The sequence below is a fragment of the Massiliimicrobium timonense genome (assembly GCF_042850985.1).
In the GTDB taxonomy this organism is placed as follows: domain Bacteria; phylum Bacillota_I; class Bacilli_A; order Erysipelotrichales; family Coprobacillaceae; genus Allocoprobacillus.
On sequence record NZ_AP031415.1, the window covers coordinates 1729851 to 1747095 of the forward strand.

At 29.3% G+C, this 17245-nt stretch carries 16 protein-coding genes and 1 tRNA gene; 4 read left to right on the forward strand and 13 right to left on the reverse strand.

Annotation, left to right across the window (positions count from 1 at the left end; translation table 11 throughout):
• Nucleotides 1-39: 39 nt before the first annotated feature.
• Entirely contained in the window at nt 40-342 is a 303-nt protein-coding gene (locus tag ACGHJ8_RS09065; RefSeq protein WP_087358552.1) for a hypothetical protein, read from the forward strand.
• 31 nt (nt 343-373) lie between these two features.
• On the opposite strand, the gene ACGHJ8_RS09070 is transcribed toward ACGHJ8_RS09065, so the two are convergent.
• The 3 genes from ACGHJ8_RS09070 to ACGHJ8_RS09080 form a co-directional block, all read right to left on the reverse strand.
• The gene (locus ACGHJ8_RS09070; protein ID WP_390539926.1) at nt 374-1849 is read right to left on the reverse strand and encodes a glycoside hydrolase family 1 protein; all 1476 of its coding nucleotides are present in this window, start codon (nt 1847-1849) and stop codon (nt 374-376) included.
• A gap of 111 nt (nt 1850-1960) precedes the next feature.
• Nucleotides 1961-2830, reverse strand: a complete 870-nt coding sequence (locus ACGHJ8_RS09075; protein ID WP_390539928.1) for a methionyl aminopeptidase — start codon at nt 2828-2830, stop codon at nt 1961-1963.
• Between the two features lie 892 nt (nt 2831-3722).
• Nucleotides 3723-3798 (reverse strand) — tRNA-Lys (locus ACGHJ8_RS09080).
• A 107-nt stretch (nt 3799-3905) separates the two neighbouring features.
• Between ACGHJ8_RS09080 and ACGHJ8_RS09085 the strand changes: the two genes are divergently transcribed.
• Together ACGHJ8_RS09085 and ACGHJ8_RS09090 are read left to right on the forward strand one after the other, a co-directional pair.
• Nucleotides 3906-5426 (forward strand): HAD hydrolase-like protein, encoded by a 1521-nt coding sequence (locus ACGHJ8_RS09085; protein ID WP_390539930.1) that lies wholly within the window; start codon nt 3906-3908, stop codon nt 5424-5426.
• Complete coding sequence (locus ACGHJ8_RS09090) at nt 5407-5928, forward strand: phosphatase PAP2 family protein (RefSeq protein ID WP_087358560.1); 522 nt, start codon at nt 5407-5409, stop codon at nt 5926-5928. Before ACGHJ8_RS09085 ends, ACGHJ8_RS09090 begins: the two co-directional genes overlap by 20 nt.
• 58 nt (nt 5929-5986) lie before the next feature.
• Here ACGHJ8_RS09090 and ACGHJ8_RS09095 read toward each other — a convergent pair whose 3' ends face one another.
• From ACGHJ8_RS09095 to ACGHJ8_RS09140, 10 genes are all read right to left on the reverse strand, one after another.
• Nucleotides 5987-6712, reverse strand: coding sequence for a CPBP family intramembrane glutamic endopeptidase (locus ACGHJ8_RS09095; protein WP_087358562.1), 726 nt, complete (start codon nt 6710-6712; stop codon nt 5987-5989).
• Nucleotides 6705-7577, reverse strand: a complete 873-nt coding sequence (locus ACGHJ8_RS09100) for a DUF975 family protein (RefSeq protein WP_390539932.1) — start codon at nt 7575-7577, stop codon at nt 6705-6707. The genes ACGHJ8_RS09095 and ACGHJ8_RS09100 overlap by 8 nt, the downstream gene beginning before the upstream one ends.
• Before the next feature lie 39 nt (nt 7578-7616).
• Nucleotides 7617-7949, reverse strand: a complete 333-nt coding sequence (locus ACGHJ8_RS09105) for a type II toxin-antitoxin system PemK/MazF family toxin (RefSeq protein ID WP_087358566.1) — start codon at nt 7947-7949, stop codon at nt 7617-7619.
• Nucleotides 7950-8034: 85 nt separating this feature from the next.
• The gene (locus ACGHJ8_RS09110) at nt 8035-9156 is read right to left on the reverse strand and encodes a CDP-glycerol glycerophosphotransferase family protein (protein WP_390539934.1); all 1122 of its coding nucleotides are present in this window, start codon (nt 9154-9156) and stop codon (nt 8035-8037) included.
• On the reverse strand, nt 9153-10256 hold the full coding sequence (locus ACGHJ8_RS09115; RefSeq protein WP_390539936.1) for a CDP-glycerol glycerophosphotransferase family protein: 1104 nt from the start codon (nt 10254-10256) through the stop codon (nt 9153-9155). The genes ACGHJ8_RS09110 and ACGHJ8_RS09115 overlap by 4 nt, the downstream gene beginning before the upstream one ends.
• Nucleotides 10257-10350: 94 nt before the next feature.
• Nucleotides 10351-11466, reverse strand: coding sequence for a glycosyltransferase family 2 protein (locus tag ACGHJ8_RS09120; protein ID WP_390539938.1), 1116 nt, complete (start codon nt 11464-11466; stop codon nt 10351-10353).
• A 25-nt stretch (nt 11467-11491) separates the two neighbouring features.
• Nucleotides 11492-12538, reverse strand: coding sequence for a glycosyltransferase (locus ACGHJ8_RS09125; protein ID WP_087358572.1), 1047 nt, complete (start codon nt 12536-12538; stop codon nt 11492-11494).
• The gene (locus tag ACGHJ8_RS09130; protein ID WP_211963761.1) at nt 12538-13653 is read right to left on the reverse strand and encodes a glycosyltransferase family 2 protein; all 1116 of its coding nucleotides are present in this window, start codon (nt 13651-13653) and stop codon (nt 12538-12540) included. The genes ACGHJ8_RS09125 and ACGHJ8_RS09130 overlap by 1 nt, the downstream gene beginning before the upstream one ends.
• Nucleotides 13650-14768 carry a UDP-galactopyranose mutase gene (gene glf / locus ACGHJ8_RS09135; protein ID WP_211965350.1) on the reverse strand — a complete coding sequence of 373 codons (1119 nt, stop codon included), beginning with the start codon at nt 14766-14768 and terminating at the stop codon, nt 13650-13652. Before glf ends, ACGHJ8_RS09130 begins: the two co-directional genes overlap by 4 nt.
• A gap of 17 nt (nt 14769-14785) precedes the next feature.
• A complete protein-coding gene (locus ACGHJ8_RS09140; RefSeq protein WP_211963759.1) occupies nt 14786-15817 on the reverse strand; it encodes an acyltransferase in 1032 nt (343 codons plus the stop codon).
• Nucleotides 15818-16071: 254 nt separating this feature from the next.
• Between ACGHJ8_RS09140 and ACGHJ8_RS09145 the strand changes: the two genes are divergently transcribed.
• Nucleotides 16072-17238 (forward strand): nucleotide sugar dehydrogenase, encoded by a 1167-nt coding sequence (locus tag ACGHJ8_RS09145; protein WP_211963757.1) that lies wholly within the window; start codon nt 16072-16074, stop codon nt 17236-17238.
• The last annotated feature ends 7 nt before the right edge of the window (nt 17239-17245 follow it).

The following is a 17245-nucleotide window of genomic DNA, read 5'->3' on the forward strand; positions in this document are numbered from 1 at the left end:
ATCAAAATATGTTAAAATAATGACGAAAGAAGGGATATGATGTTTTTAAGATTACATGTGATTATTTCCAGTGAAAAATCAGAAGATGAAAAGCTGATTAAAGATTTACTTTATCAAATCAAACCAAATCTTTCTATCTCTCCTGCCAGAGAATATGCCGGATTAAAAGACCATAGTGAATTTTACGCAACTGGAGATATCACAGCTTCAGAAGTTCAACCATTATTAGATCAATTGAATAACGACTGGGATGGTGAACAGGATGATTGTATCTGTTATGGTTTCAATACAAAAATGTTTCATCCTCTTGTTTATTATCTTGGATTTACTTTATTTCAGTAAAAAAGTTTTAGGCATTCCTAAAACTTTTTTGCTACTTCAAAAGAATTTCACCGTTACTTTCAATAATCTCTTTATAACGGTAATAAGAGTTTTTAATATGACGTTCTAATGTCCCATGACCATCATTAAAACGATCAACATAAACAAATCCATAACGTTTTCTCATTTCACCTGTTCCAGCTGAAACAACGTCAATAGGTCCCCAATACAAATATCCCATCACTTCTACACCATCTAATATGGCTTCATGAACATAATGTAAATGATCTTCTACATATTTCATTCTAAAAGCATCATCAATATGTCCATTTTCATCAAGCGTTTCATCCAAACCAATCCCATTTTCAACAATAAATAATGGTAAATGATAACGATCATATAAAACATTCAAAATATAACGTATTCCTTTAGGATCAATAGGCCATGACCAAGGTTTTGGTGAACATCCTTCCAAATAAGGATTTTCCTTACCAGTGATTCCTCCAGTATCTCCACCATTCGCATAATCCTGATCATATGTTGAAGAACGATAATAACTCAATGAAAAGAATTCCACTGTATTTTCTTTCATTAATTGAAGTTCATCATCATTCATGACTGGTTGAAAATGATGTTCACGCCAGACACGTTTGACATAACCTGGAATTTCTCCAAAACAGAAGGCATCACCAAAATAGAAATTAGCCATTCTGACTGTATCATATGCTCCCCATACATTATCTGGATTACAATTGTAAGGATATGTTGCGACAGAAGATGATGTCAACATACATCCTACCTTTGCCTGAGGATCAATATCATGACAAAGTTTCACTGTCCATGCATTGGCAACACAAATATGATAATAAGCCTGCCATTTATCTTCAAATGTTGTTGACCCAATAGGATCATCTGGATTTTCTGGGTGTAATGTCAATACACCTCCTGCCACTAATGGATTACGCATCATATTATTGACTTCATTGAATGTTAGCCAGTATTTAACTTTCCCTTTATAACGCTGAAATACTGTTGTGACATAACGTTTCCAAAAATCAATTAAACGATGATCACTCCATCCACCATACTCTGTAAGAAGATGTAACGGTGTTTCATAGTGACTTAAAGTGATAACAGGTTCCATATGTAATTCAAGCATTTTATCAATCAAACGATCATAAAATTCCAGCCCTTTTTCATTAGGTGTGTCTTCATCTCCATTAGGAAAAATTCTTCCCCACGCAATTGAAGTTCTAAAACAATTGAATCCCATTCCAGCCATCAATTCAAGATCTTCTTCATAACGATGATAAAAATCAATTGCCTCATGGCTTAAGTAAACTTTTTTTGGATCTAAGCACATCTCATATTTTTGTAAATCCTTATTCCACTTTATACCGGGATCCTTAGACCCAATACCAACCATCACATCTGTAACATTAGGGGCTTTTCCATCTTCCAGCCATGCACCTTCACACTGATTGGCTGCAACAGCGCCACCCCATAAGAAATTTTTAGGAAAACTCATTTTTTCATTACCTCCTTGTTATAATTATTGTACTCCTTTTTTGATAGAGATGATAAAAATTTCAAAAAATGAAATATAATGATAATATAAAAAAGCCGATAAAATCGACTTTTACATAGATAAAATTTCCACTCCAGTTTCTGTAATCAATATTGTATGTTCCCATTGTGCTGATAAAGAGCCATCATCAGTATATGCACTCCAGCCATTAGGACCAATATGAATATAACGTTTTCCAGCATTGATCATAGGTTCAATCGTAATCACCATTCCCGGAACAAGCAGTGTTGTCGGATAATGCGGATCAAAATGAAGAACATAAGGATCTTCATGCATGGATAACCCTACACCATGTCCACAAAATTCTCGAACAACAGAAAAACCATGTTGATGCGCATGAGTTTCAATTGCCCTTCCAATATCACTAATCGTAGATTTAAAAGGGCGAATAGATTCAATTCCCTTATATAGACATTCTCTTGTCACTTCCACAAGTTGTCTTGCTTCTTCACTGACATCTCCAATCATAAACATACGTGAGGCATCCGCATAATACCCCTTATAACAAGACGTTGCATCAACATTAATAATATCTCCCTCTTTTAAAACAACCTGAGCATCAGGAATACCATGACACACTACATCATTAATAGAAGTACAAATACTTTTAGGATACCCTTCATAATGGAGATCAGCAGACGATGCATCATGTGCTTTTAAATATTCTACAGTCATATCATCTATCTCCTGTGTTGTCATTCCAGCTTTTATATGACTTTCTATATAATCCAGCAACCCATTATTAATCACTGCAGCCTGTTTAATTCCTTCAATTTGTTTATCATTTTTAATCATCTTATGTTGAGGAATAACATATCCCTGCCGTTTTAAATAACGTAATCTTTCATCAAACCTCTGATGACATTTTTTATATTTTTGATGACTTCCACACCAACATTCATCATTACCTAATCTTTTCATATAATCCTTCTTTCGTTAAATACTACTAACGAATAGTTTAAACCTCTTTCTATCACTTGTAAACAAAATCAATAAAAAAATCAGATATCATCTGATTTTTTTATTGCCTTAGTGTGTTAAGAGATTGATTTAATAACATGAGATAGTGAGAATCTGTTTGAAATAAGGCACTCTTTTTATTTAGCTATTGTCAAAAAAGAACTGACAAAGGATGATTGACAATAGCCATATTCATTCTAACAAAATCATTAATGATATAAATCATTTTTCTATAAATTTTATCTTAAGATTATGTAAAACAATTGTCGTATCAATGCTGATTTTACAAATGAATCCTCACTTATATTTTTTCATCAAAAACATTATCACAATACATATTTCTATGTGTTATATCAAATATGCAAAGAAGTAAATAAAATTAACAGAAAGAATGAAAAATGTTTACAAAAAAACACATTTGGTGTATTATTTGAATGCGTAAAATCTCGAGTTACCCGTGTGAGCTCGAGGCTTTTATTTTTTAAGGAAAATGAACATTATGCATGAATATAAAACATTTGATCAACAGATTGATATATTAAAAAATCGTGGACTAATAATCAATTTAAACACAAAAGCTGATGGGACATGCTGATATTTCCACGACAAGAAAGATATATACGCATCTAAGACAAAAAGAATATGGAAGCTGATACAAAATTAAACAATTACATAAATAAAAAAATTAACAAGGAGAAGCAGCTAAAAGTTATTAATTAGCTGCTTTTTTTGACCCTTTAAAAGTCGATAAAAAACACAAAAACTCAGCAAACTTAGATACCCATTTTGATGGTTTTATTTATAAAAAAACGAAAAACACTGATAAAATCAACGTTTTTCGTATTTCTTCAAATGGTCTCCCCGCACGGGATCGAACCGTGGACCCTCTGATTAAGAGTCAGATGCTCTGCCAGCTGAGCTACGGAGAGATAATCGACTTATATATAATACACTAAAGCTTATAAAAAATCAAGATATTTAAATGGAATATTTACATAATATTTGATATAATGTTACACATAAAGGTGGTGAAATAATGTATAAGCAATCTATTCAAGATATTCAATTAGTAATCATTCCTTTAGATGGTACTATTTTTAACCTCAATCGATATAGATATAATTACACCCACCATTTTTGTGAAAGTCATCATCTTGATTATTCACTCGATGATTTTTATCATCACCTTTGTAATATGTATGAAATGTATAATGATACCCCAGTTGCTAAAATTATGAACGAGGGACTTTATAATGCTAAAATAGAAAGAGAAATGATGCAGTATCTTACATATAAAGGACTCAAACCTAAAGAAGGATTTTTAGAACTGACAGAATATCTTCGTCAAAAGAATATTCCTATTGCTGTAATATCGACACATCGCTATAAAGATGCTATCAAATATTTAGAAATGGCTCATTTAAAACAAAAAGTCGATTATATCATTGGTAGTGATATGGTCAGTATGCCTTTACCTGGTAAAGAAATGCTTGAAAATGTTTTACAACATTTTCAAATCAAACCTGAAAAAACTTTAGTTATTTCTTCATTTGAAGCTTTAAATAAAGCCAGTTATCAACTTCATATGAATATCCTTTTTTGTGAAGATTTAAAAGCTGCTAGTAGCTATGAAAAAGAAACATCTTATCAGACATGTCATAATCTTTTTGATGTGTTTAATACTTTATTATTTGATAGATACAATGAAATGGATATGTATTCATCACTTCTAGGAATGCATAAACATATGTCAAAAAAAGAATTAGATTCTGTAAAAAATAAATGGGAAGAAGATTATCCAAATGATTCACAATTAAATCAGATTGTGAATCAGACTTATGCTTATCATTTAGCTCATTTGAATGAACCTGTTGTCAAAGATGGCAGTGTCTATATGCAAAAAACACGTTCCAGAAAAACTTTTCGTTTTGATGATGAAAATGAACCTGATGATACTCCTTCTAAAGAACCAGTAGAAAACCTTATTGATCAAGAAGAAAATAAAACGCAGCCTGTACAAAAATCATTTTCTTCTTTAAATTCAAAAGAAGAAGATGAATTAACTGCATTATTATCTCAAATTAATCATAAGAAAGATACGGATGTTTTGATTGATGAAAACAATCAAGACCATATTGAAAACGAGGATGAAGATGAATACGATGAAGAAGCATCTTTTTCATGGATTGATTTTATTTTTAATTTTATTTATATTATTGCAACTTCATTTTTAATTATTTTTGTAGGTATTATTATTTATATAGCATTACTTCCTCAATTTGAAAATCCAAACATGTTTTTTCAGATTATTACTGTCATCTTTCAAGGATATTATGCTATGATTGAATCATGTTTTAGAGTTTTCTTTAATAGCTTACATACCCTAATTCCTATCATTCCAAATTATCAAGATTACCTCATAAATAATCAAATGTTTTCTTTAGATGGCATACAACTCTTTAATATCTTTATTTTTCAAATTATCCTCATGAGTTTTATTAAAATCATTATTTATATTTTAAGGAGAGATTCTGACAATGAAAACCATTCTTCATAATATCCATCGCTATGATCTTCGACTGTCATTTTATATGACTCAGCTTTATCATCACCATATCCTCAATCATTTTATGAAGTGGATCAGTTTTTGTGGTAATTATGGTATGATATGGCTTTTTGTCGCTTTGATGACTTTCATCAACCCTGCTTCACGTTCAATGTCAATCCATCTTCTCATTGCTTTGATTGCTTCAGCACTGATTGGACAAATTTCTATTAAATCACTTGTTCAAAGACATCGCCCCTGCCATTTATATCCTCATATCTCATTGCTTGTTCCAACTCCTCATGATTCTTCTTTCCCTTCCAGTCATACAACTTCTGCATTTGCATGTAGTACCATTATCTTTCTTTTCTACCCATCTTGGGGTATTCTTGCTTATTTGTTTGCCTTTTTAACAGGAATTTCAAGAATCTATCTCTTTGTTCATTTTTTAAGTGATGTTATCTGTGGTATGCTTTTAGGTATAGGTATTGGTGTTTTCATTTATTATATTTAGAAACCTGCAGGTTTCTTTTTTTATAAAAAAAGGATCTTTGATCAACAAAAATCCTCAATTACAATAAAAGCATACACATAGAAATCATATTGTTCATCATATGAGATAAAATAGGGACATAAATATTATTGTTTTTTTCATATAAATAACTTAATACAAATCCCATAAAACAATATGAAAAAATCTGTATCCATTCCGCTGTATTTCCATTAAAGACAGCACTCATAATATGAATAAAACCAAATATAAATGATGAAATAAGATGAGCCATTTTGGGATTCCATTCATAAATCCAGCCAAAGACAATACCTCTAAATAACATTTCTTCTAAAATAGGTGCTAAAACACAAGAAACAAAAATCATTAAAGCCGGATAAGAAGTTGTAATAGATTCTATAAACTGCTGATTTTCACTTGCCTGATTTCCACCTAAAGTCATTGTGATTAAACCACCAATGATTTGACATGCATAGATAAGCAAAACACCTATAATACAACCCTCAATAAGATACTGCTTTAAATTCTTTTTAAAATCTCGCCATTGTTCTAGCATGCTATCTTTTAATAACCAACCTGCTAATCCTAATAAAAAGACATCAAAAATCAGATTTAAATAGGCATTCAGCTGATTATAATCAAATTCCAGTTGAAACTGTATAATAACAAATTTAAATAAAGCACTTAAAATCAATGAACCACAATAAACATAAAGAGGCAATATCACAAGCACAAACATCCACTTAGCTTGGGTTGGTACTCTCCTTGTAAAATGTTGATTAAACATATTGGTCATCTCCATTATAAGTATTTGTTTGTTCATAGCGATGATAAGCCAGTTCTTCAAAGAAAATCGCCTGTGCTAAATGAAAACGAGGTAAATAGCTATAAACGCTGATAACTCCTGCAATAATTGCCGCTATTAAAGAACCTAAAACAGGTAAAAAAGACAATAGTTCTGCAATAAAACTTTGAATAATAACCATTAAAAAGATCCATCCAAAAAATGAAAGATATAACTTAAAATATTCAAAAATATGTCCTTTCATTAAAGAAAATGAAGCTTTCATAGCTTTTAAATTTTTCATATGAAATCTTTCTAATAAATAAGGCACTGCAAAAAGATATGAAGATACAAAGAATAAAATAATCAACAATACAAAATAACAGAGTACAAACATTGATAATGTTTGTGGAGAATGTTTGAGAATATATGACAATATATAAGCATAATTTCCTGTTAAAAGCATTTCACCAGAAATTCCCTGTAACGACTGTGATAGAAATACACCTATAATCACTAATAAAATATAAGCAACAATAAATAAAACAGCCATCATAAATATATTGATTAATATATATGTAGAAAACAATTCTTTAAAACGTTTGAATCCTACAAAAGCATCATCATCTTTTAATGACTGAGATTGATTTCTTACCATTTTTAATGAACTCACAATATAACCATGTGAAACTGTTAAAAAAGCAATACTCATAACTAAATAAAGTAAACGAGATAATATATCTTCTCCAATGTTAAAGATATTTGGAATTAATTCAAGTAAAACAATCATCAACAAAATACGCATATATTGAGTTCTATTCATATTTTGAATTTGACTGGCTCTTTCTTTTATCATTTTTATATTCATTTTTATCACTCCTTAATTTCCAACATTATATCATATCTCTTATTTAATGTCTAAACTTGTTTTAATCGCCTGATTTACCTTTTCCATAAAAGATTGAGATAAAACTCCTAGACGCTCATCTATTCTTTTTTTATCAATGGTACGTATTTGTTCTAGAAGAATGACAGACTTCTTTTCTAAAAAAGGTGTTTCAATGATGACATGTGTTGGTAAATCATTTTTAGTCATTCTTGAAGAAATAGGTGCGACGATAACCGTTGTAGAATACTTATTACCCTTATTATTCTGTAAAATCAAAACTGGTCTATATCCACCTTGTTCACTACCAATAACTGGTGATAAATCTGCATAATATATTTCTCCCCTATTCATATTGTCCTCCTATCATACAAATAATATATGAATAAGATAAGAAAAATATGATGAAATAAAATAAGAATGCACAAAATGGCATTCTTTATTTCCACTGTTCCATCATAAAACGAACAATATCTTGTGTATATGTTGTTTGAGGCTTGGCAATCATCTTATGAGCAAAAGATTGAATATCATATCTTTGTGGATGATTCAAAGATTCTATAAGAGATTTTGGGCTTTGAAAAATAGTTCCCGGTAAATCATGTAGATAATCAATATACATGCTACGTTTTCTCATATATTCTTCATAGTCAAACGCATAAAAAAACAAGGGTTTGTTTAATAATGAGGCTTCAAATATAACTGCTGAATAATCTGTAATAATATAGTTTGCAACATGGAAAAATTCTAAAGAAGTATATTGATGATCTTCGATAATTCTAGAATCATGAATATGAAATGTTGTTAATGGATGCAATTTTAATACAAGATGATATTGATTAAAATCTATAACATCAATAAGCTCTTTAATAGCGTTATAGAGTACGTGGTCATCTTTTCTAAAAGTAGGAGCATAAACAATGATTTTTTTATCTGACTGACATAGTTGTGGATAAGTTTCTAGTATATTCTGGCTTATAACCTGTTTATGGTTCTCATCAATTAATAAATCAGTTTTGGGTAAAGGGAAGACTTTGACTTGAGATAAGTCTACATGAAATGCATCAGCAAAGAAAGGTCTTGTATATTCACTGCTAGAAAAAACATAAGTATAATTTTTATGCATTCTCATTAAATGAGCAATCTTTGAACTTGATCCTTCTGGCTGATCTAAAATACTATATCCAAATTTTTTAAATGCACCTAAAGCGTGCCAAATTTGAATGACGACTAAGTCTGAACGTTGTTTTAATATACATACAGGAATGCAATAAGTATCTAAAATAACCATTTTAGAAGTTGCTATATGATACATTTGTTTTAACATATGAAAACAATATAAAATATGATTTTTCATTCCTTTTTTTAACATTTTTGCTAAAACAACATGTTGAATATCTGGGTTTATTTTTTTTGTTTCATCTATAATCATTTGAAAATCCAAAGGTGTCACATCCATTTGACGTGATATATAAGTTATCTTATTTTGAACTGGTAAACATTTCATAAAAAAATACAAAATATTTAATCCAAAAATACCAATATTAACAATAATACTCATGATTTTCCTCCTAATAATTGTTCTACAAAACGCTTTGTAGATTTTCCATCACAAGATGACATAAATTTTTTTTGAAATTTTTCCTTTTTTTGAGAATAGTCATTTGGATTTAAAATAGCCTTCTCTAGTTCCTTTTGAATTTTAACAACTGGACCATAAGTATATTCTTCATAAGGATAAAAGAAATCTCGTGCTTGAATATATTCTTGTAAATCATAAGCAAAGAATATAGTTTGAATATCAAGTAATGATGCTTCAAAAATAACAGATGAATAATCCGTTATTAATATATCTGTTATAAACAATAAATCATTAATTTCACGCATTGAAGTCAAATCAATATAAAATTGAGGATCTAAAGTTTCTTGATATTTGTTTTTAATAAATGGATGTAATTTGATAATACAAACGTAATCTTCACCTAATGATTGTTGTAAAGATGAAAAATGTATTTGACTAAAATCATAATAAGCCTTATGAATATCGTTACCTCTAAATGTAGGAGCAAATAATATAACCTTTTTCCCTTTTAACATTGGATATTTATCATATAAATCTTTTTTGATTTGCTTTTTATAATCTTTGTCAAAAAAAATATCTGTTCTAGGAATTCCATAACTATGAACATCTTGAATATCCATACGAAAAGCTTTTGCATAATCTTTTCTAATACTTTCACTACTTACAATCGTATCTGTATAATGACGATGTGTCATAGAAAATCGATCATGGTTTTGTTTTCTAGCAAAACCTACCGTTTTAAATGCCCCTACCGCATGCCAAACCTGTATCAATTTTGTTTTCTTTCTTAAAGGTATAGGATAAATAATGGGATAAAAATCATCTATGAGAATATATTGAGAAGTCGCCATATCTTTACAGATTGATTTTTTATCATGTTTCATCAAACTTGATTCATATAAATGTTTCTTGATAATATAACTTTCATCCAAAGCCTTCTCAATAAAATTAAAATTACCAGTCATTGTATTTCGAGAATCTGATAAAAACAAAACTTGTCTTGGTGTTATTCCATACCTCAATCTATACCATATATATAAAAGTATATAATCCAAACGTCGAAGAACTTGTAAAACCATTTTTATATAACTTTTCAAAATCATCACCTGCTTTTATGCATTATAACATATCTTTTCATAAAAATAAAAAAATTATAAGTCATTTTCACATAACCTATAACTTTTTGAGATTTTCTTTTAATTTCATACAAAGCTTCCATATCCTTGAATAATAAAAGGCATAATAAATATGATATAAAAAGCCATGACCTCGTGTATATATATGTCGATTAGTCATTTGATATTGTGTTAGTAAAAACTGATGTGGAGTAAGTGTCATAACATCTTTAAAGTCTTGATAATCTTTTTTGACATAGAAATAATCTTGATTTAATTGTTGTAAAATTTGAAAATCATGAATAAGACTTTGTTGTAATTTGATATATATTTTCATAAAGGATTGCACCATTGATTGTGTTTTTAAAGAATACAGCATACCATTAATAAGTCTATTGTCAAAAGACTGCTTAATTTCTGTTGTAAAATGAATATCATTTTTTAAATCTTGATATACTTGATAATAAGCTTGATAACTACAAAAAACTGTAGAAGATGCTTTACCCGTTAAACTTTGCGTATTATTAATACGATAATGCATTAATGGTTTATCAACAATAGTAATACACTCTGCCAAAAAATAAGACATCATGGAAAAATAAGTATCATTTGCTTGTTTAAGATTTTGAAATCTTAAATGATGTTTTTCTATAAAAGATCTTTTCCACATCTTATTCCATGGAACATTTGTAGAAAAATTAAAGATATAACGAGGATGTGTCTTTTTAGAAAAAGGAATATGATCTGGTAACATCTCTTTTTTTAAATATGTTCCTGTCTTAATGATCGTTTGAGTCAATGAATCATATCGGTTAGCTGCACACACACATAAATCAGCCTGATCTTTTTCACATTTTTTATACATACATTCAAGAGCATTCTTTTCAAATAAATCATCAGCATCCCAGAACACTACATACTTCCCTCTAGCAATACTTAACCCATTATTTCTCGCAACACCAGCATATTGATTTTGTTGTGTTAATACAATTAATCGAGAATCTTTATTTTGATAATCTTTTAATATGGATAAAGATTCATCAGATGAACCATCATCCACACAGATAATTTCAATTGATTTTAAAGATTGTCCAAGAATAGTATCTAAAGTATCCTTTAAATATTGCTGAGCATTATAAACCGGAACAATCACACTGACTTTAATTTGATTCACTGATAAATCCTCCTTTTCATCTTCTTTAAATATGCAATATTTTCTTTACATTTCTAATACGTCTTTTGATGAAATTTTTTGTTTTTCGAATACGTGCACTTGTATTCATCCATTTATAAGCAGCTTTAGGATTTTCAATAATACGTGTTATTTTTTGCCATTCTAACTTCGTAAAATCTTCTTCACGCATTTCTTTTAAGTTCATCGCTTCTTTAAATTCTTTAGAAAGCTGATACAAATATTCTAGGCGGAATTCTTTTGCGATACGTCCATAATTCCAAAAATAATTTCTGACACGCTTTAAGGAATATTCATAAATAAAGTATTCTTTTAACTGTGGATTTCTATCTAAAAATTCATGAATAAATTGATATTCTTCATTCATACAATAAACTTTTGATTTGCTGTTTACAGAAGAATTAGGATTATCTCGACGATTCATATAATATGGTCTATTCACAAAATACATTCTTTCAGCCCATGCAAACGTTTGAAACCAGAATCCATTATCTTGAAACGAAGCTCCCGGTGTTGTATTATGTCTGATATGATATTTTTCAAGCATTTCTCGTTTATAAATCCCACTCCATGTATTGAGAATATATCGAAAAACTTGTGGATGCTCTTTAGGATTAACAATCTGGTTATAACCTGTTCCATCTTTAGATAACTGATTATAAGTTGCTATAAGAGTTCCATTCTTATATACAAAACGATAGAAATCAGCTTTAATCACATCGAGATCATTTTCATGAGCAATTTTATATAAGTCTTCATACATATGTAAGTCTACATAATCATCTGGCTCAACAATTCCAACATATTCTCCTGTTGCCTTATCAAGACCATCATTCATTCCTTTACCATAACCTTCATTTTGCTTATCAATAATCACAATACGATTATCTTTTTGAGCATAATCTTGAATTATTTTTAATGAATTATCTGTTGAACCATCATTAACACAAATAATTTCTATATCCTTTAAAGTCTGATGAACAATACTTTCCATACATTCAACTAAATATTGTTCAACATTATAAATAGGTACAATAATTGATACTTTAGCCATTATTTCTTTCTCCTTTTCAACCATTTCTTTATGTGCAATGGAATAAACAATACAATCTTTCCTACTTTATATGTCTTAGAATTTTTAATTCGTTTAGCTCCATCATCACTTTTTTGTTTTGCCTTTTTTCTTAATTTAAAAAATTGTTCATACACATATTCATCACAATCATAAGATTGAACATCGAAAACACGTTTTGCATAATTGGTTGATAAAAAACCAACTGGATATTGTTCAAGATGAAGTGAAGGAATGATTTCATGCTTGATCAGTTCATAGACTTTCTTATAAGCATCTCCTTCAATAGTATCAAGATTCCAAAAACTAAAATGTACATACCAATTCACAAAAGACTTTTCAACCTCATGATATTTACCGATACGTTCCAATTCTTGTTTCAAAGCATTCGCTGCCAAATAAAAACAATTCCATGATTTTTCCCTTGTTACGGAAAGCGATAAAGAATCATTGACACGATGATGAATTAAAAGTTCATTTAATGCATAAATTTTTTTTGCTTTAACAAGTGAAGAAAAAACAAAAAACAAATCATTCGATGTTCTCAAATTTTGAAAAGATAATTTCTCATCAATAATAAACTGTCTTCGATAAAGTTTATCCCATGCCCATCCTACACAAAAATGAAAAACATTGTCCGAGATATCTTTATAAGTAAATGGATTACATGGAATTTCGTGAAAACGTAAAGCATAATCCATTGATAAATACTGGTGAGAAGAAGCATCATATTTATTTCCTCTAAAAATACATATATCAACATCATGTTTCACACTATTTATATAAGCTTTTTCTAACATTTCAGCTTCATAAAAATCATCTGCATCAAGAAAAGATACATATTCACCAGTCGCATATTCCATACCTTTATTTCTTGCAACTGCAGCTCCCTGATTATTTTGATAAACATAATGAATTCTTGAATCTTCTAAAGCAGCCTGTGATATAATTTGAGCTGATTCATCTGTTGAACCATCATCTACACAAATGATTTCTATGTCTTTTAAAGTTTGATTCATAACATCATAAAGACATTTCTTAAATGCTTGACCTCCATTATAAACCGGTATAATCACCGAAACTTTAATATCACTCATCCTTTACACCTCAATGATATCATTTCCTTTTTTACACATTTTAATGCTTCTTCAATAACATGATGCATATCAAAATATTTATACATACCTAATCTGCCTCCAAAGATAACCTTATCTTCCTTCTGTGCCAATGCTTTGTATTTTTCATATAAAGTATTGTTCTTTTCATCATTCATTGGATAATAAGGTTCATCACCTTTATGCCATGAAGCTGGATATTCTTTTGTAATCACTGTTTTAGGTTGTGTTCCATATTCAAAATGCTTATGTTCTATAATTCTTGTATAAGGTACTTCATATTCGTTATAGTTGACAACGGCATTTCCTTGATAGTTATCTGTATCTAAAATTTCTTCTTCAAATCTTAAACTACGATACTCCAGTTCTCCATAACAATAGTCATAATACTGATCGATCATTCCCGTAAAGACTATCTTATCTGCTATTTCTTCTAACTCTTTTCTATGCTCAAAGAAATCATAGTTCAGTTTAACATCTATACCTTCAAGCATTTTTTCAATAATTTGTGTATATCCTCCAATTGGTATGCCCTGATATAAATCGTTAAAATAGTTATTATCATATGTAAATCTAACCGGTAATCTCTTGATAATAAATGAAGGCAACTCGTTACATGGTCGACCCCATTGTTTTTGTGTATAGCCTTTAACAAGCTTTTCATAGATATCCTTTCCAACTAATGAAATAGCCTGTTCTTCAAGATTTTGAGGTTCAGTAATTCCTGATTCTTTAATCTGTTCATCAATCTTTTCCTTAGCCTGTTCAGGTGTGACAACACCCCATAGTTTATTGAAAGTATTCATATTAAAAGGCATGTTGTAGATTTCACCTTTATAATTGGCAATAGGTGAATTTGTGTATCTATTAAACTGTGCAAACTGCTGAATATAATCCCAAACTTCTTTATTTGAAGTATGGAAAATATGAGCACCATATTTATGTACATGAATACCTTCAACTTCTTGAGTATAAACATTTCCACCAACATGACTTCTTTTATCAATAACAAGACATGTCTTTCCTTTCTTATTAGCTTCACAGGCAAAGATGCTGCCAAACAATCCACTTCCTACTATTAAATAATCGTACTTCATCATTCTCATCCTTTCTTTTATTTAGGTACGCTATTTTTAATCATTGGTATTTTTTGCATCGTTTTTATAATCATAGAACAAATAATCATAATCACAAATGGTCCTATAATACGATATACGACTTGACGTTGTGAAATGGGTAATATAGTCAAAATCATTTGAATAATATACCAATGAATTAGATATGTTCCAAATGTCACATTTTTAAAGTAAGAACTTATTTTTTCCAAAATATTCATTATTGATTTATTTGGAAAATATTTAAAGAAAACAAAAATAGCTGAAGAATAAAGCACTGATGGTGCATTCGTATATCCTTTCCATAAACGACTGACTTCACCTATTTGATAAGAAGCATACCACGTTCCTAACCAGTGAGCTAAAAACCCTAAAATTCCTAATACATAAATCATCATTCTTTGTTTTTTAGATAATTCATAATGATCAACATAATAACCAATTAATACAAAAATAATATGATTCATTCCAACCGGAAATTGTAAAGAACCATTATAAGGAATATCTATCAATTTAAAGACTAATGGTAATAAAGAAACTGTCATAAAAGAAATAATAATCATATATCCAAAAATATTTTGTTGTTGATTTTCTTCAATTGAAGATAGAACAGGTATACTTAAATAAACTGCAAATAATGGAATAAAATACCAGTAAACAGTGACTACATTGCCATTCATGAAAGTATCAACAATCATCTTTAAACTGATATCTTCCAAAGCTATTCTTCGATATGCCAACATAAATAGTATTCCTATTATTGACCATATGACATATGGAATAACAACTTTATGAATACGTTTTTGAAAATATTTTTTTGTAGAATACCTTTTTCGATAATTTAATAATGTCGCACCTGTTATCATAAAGAAGACAGGAACAGCAAAATACATGATACTTTCAATAAAATTAGCTAATATCCAATAATCTTCATAACCAAAATCCCAAAAACAGTGATTAACATGTAAGAAAATAACAGCAAAACATGATAGAACACTTAAGACTTGAAGATAGGTCTTACGTTTGAGCATAAAATTCACCTTCTTGACATTATATCAGTAATATACTCTTTTTTGTGCTTTTGAAACTACCAAATCAAATTAAGTTTATGTTAATGGTATGTTAAAAGCAAATCATCTTTTCACATTTATTCTTTGACTATTTTAAACTTCATTTCTAGAATAAAGTATTAAATTAAGTTTTTGTAAAGTCATGTTAAAGTCTTGTTAAAAGCCTTTACAAAGATTTTTAATTGTTTAAACTAAAAAAAGAAAAGAGGTAGATTATGAAAATTACAGTTGCTGGATTGGGATATGTTGGTTTAAGTCTTGCTTGTCTACTCGCTCAAAAATATGAAGTGACAGCTATAGATATTGTTCCCGAAAAAATTAAACTCATTAAAAATAAAAAATCTCCAATTAAAGATCAAGAAATTGAAGACTTTTTAGCTCATAAGGAGCTTCATTTAACGCCAACCTGTATAGGTAAAGAGGCATATCAAGATGCTGACTACGTCATTGTAGCTGCTCCAACAAATTATGATGATGAATCTCATCAATTTGATACAAGTGCTGTAGAATCTGTCATTACAGAAATCATGAAATATAATGATTATGCAACCATCATCATTAAATCAACAATTCCTGTTGGTTATACAAAAAGTATCAATGAGAGATTCCATACTGATCGTATTATCTTTTCCCCTGAATTTTTAAGAGAAGGAAAAGCATTGTACGATAATCTATATCCTTCACGTATTATTGTAGGAGAAAATAGTTCACGTGCTCATGTTTTTGCATCAATGCTTAAAGAATGTGCTATGAAGCAAGATATTCCATTACTATTCACAAACCCTACAGAAGCTGAAGCTATAAAGCTTTTTGCAAATACGTATCTTGCTTTAAGAGTCGCTTATTTTAATGAACTAGATACTTATTGTGAAATTAAGAATCTGAATACGAAACAAATTATTGAAGGTGTTTGTTTAGATCCACGTATTGGAATGCATTATAATAATCCTTCTTTTGGATATGGAGGATATTGCTTACCTAAAGATACAAAACAATTAAAAGCAAATTATGAAGGTGTTCCAAATGATATTATCAAATCTATTGTAGATTCTAATATGACAAGAAAAAAACATATTGTACAAATGATTTTAGACAAACATCCTCATACTGTCGGTGTTTATCGTTTAACGATGAAAGCGAATAGCGATAACTTTAGAGCAAGTGCTATTTTAGATATTATGAATATGATTAAAAAACAAGGAATTGAGATTATTATTTATGAACCTACTTTAAATCAAGATAGCTATGAAGATATGAAACTTGTTAATGATTTAGAAGCATTCAAAACACAAAGTGATATTATCTTAGCAAATCGTTATACTCATGAAATTGATGAAGTCATTGAGAAAGTTTACACAAGAGATTTATATTTTAGAGATTAAAAAAGGA

What these genes read in the sequence shown, in the direction of transcription:
- ACGHJ8_RS09065 (WP_087358552.1), top strand. Translation starts at nt 40, where the DNA reads ATGTTTTTAAGATTACATGTGATTATTTCCAGTGAAAAATCAGAAGAT.
- ACGHJ8_RS09070 (WP_390539926.1), bottom strand. Translation starts at nt 1,849, where the DNA reads ATGAGTTTTCCTAAAAATTTCTTATGGGGTGGCGCTGTTGCAGCCAAT.
- ACGHJ8_RS09075 (WP_390539928.1), bottom strand. Translation starts at nt 2,830, where the DNA reads ATGAAAAGATTAGGTAATGATGAATGTTGGTGTGGAAGTCATCAAAAA.
- ACGHJ8_RS09085 (WP_390539930.1), top strand. Translation starts at nt 3,906, where the DNA reads ATGTATAAGCAATCTATTCAAGATATTCAATTAGTAATCATTCCTTTA.
- ACGHJ8_RS09090 (WP_087358560.1), top strand. Translation starts at nt 5,407, where the DNA reads ATGAAAACCATTCTTCATAATATCCATCGCTATGATCTTCGACTGTCA.
- ACGHJ8_RS09095 (WP_087358562.1), bottom strand. Translation starts at nt 6,712, where the DNA reads ATGTTTAATCAACATTTTACAAGGAGAGTACCAACCCAAGCTAAGTGG.
- ACGHJ8_RS09100 (WP_390539932.1), bottom strand. Translation starts at nt 7,577, where the DNA reads ATGAATATAAAAATGATAAAAGAAAGAGCCAGTCAAATTCAAAATATG.
- ACGHJ8_RS09105 (WP_087358566.1), bottom strand. Translation starts at nt 7,949, where the DNA reads ATGAATAGGGGAGAAATATATTATGCAGATTTATCACCAGTTATTGGT.
- ACGHJ8_RS09110 (WP_390539934.1), bottom strand. Translation starts at nt 9,156, where the DNA reads ATGAGTATTATTGTTAATATTGGTATTTTTGGATTAAATATTTTGTAT.
- ACGHJ8_RS09115 (WP_390539936.1), bottom strand. Translation starts at nt 10,256, where the DNA reads ATGGTTTTACAAGTTCTTCGACGTTTGGATTATATACTTTTATATATA.
- ACGHJ8_RS09125 (WP_087358572.1), bottom strand. Translation starts at nt 12,538, where the DNA reads ATGGCTAAAGTATCAATTATTGTACCTATTTATAATGTTGAACAATAT.
- ACGHJ8_RS09130 (WP_211963761.1), bottom strand. Translation starts at nt 13,653, where the DNA reads ATGAGTGATATTAAAGTTTCGGTGATTATACCGGTTTATAATGGAGGT.
- glf (WP_211965350.1), bottom strand. Translation starts at nt 14,768, where the DNA reads ATGAAGTACGATTATTTAATAGTAGGAAGTGGATTGTTTGGCAGCATC.
- ACGHJ8_RS09140 (WP_211963759.1), bottom strand. Translation starts at nt 15,817, where the DNA reads ATGCTCAAACGTAAGACCTATCTTCAAGTCTTAAGTGTTCTATCATGT.
- ACGHJ8_RS09145 (WP_211963757.1), top strand. Translation starts at nt 16,072, where the DNA reads ATGAAAATTACAGTTGCTGGATTGGGATATGTTGGTTTAAGTCTTGCT.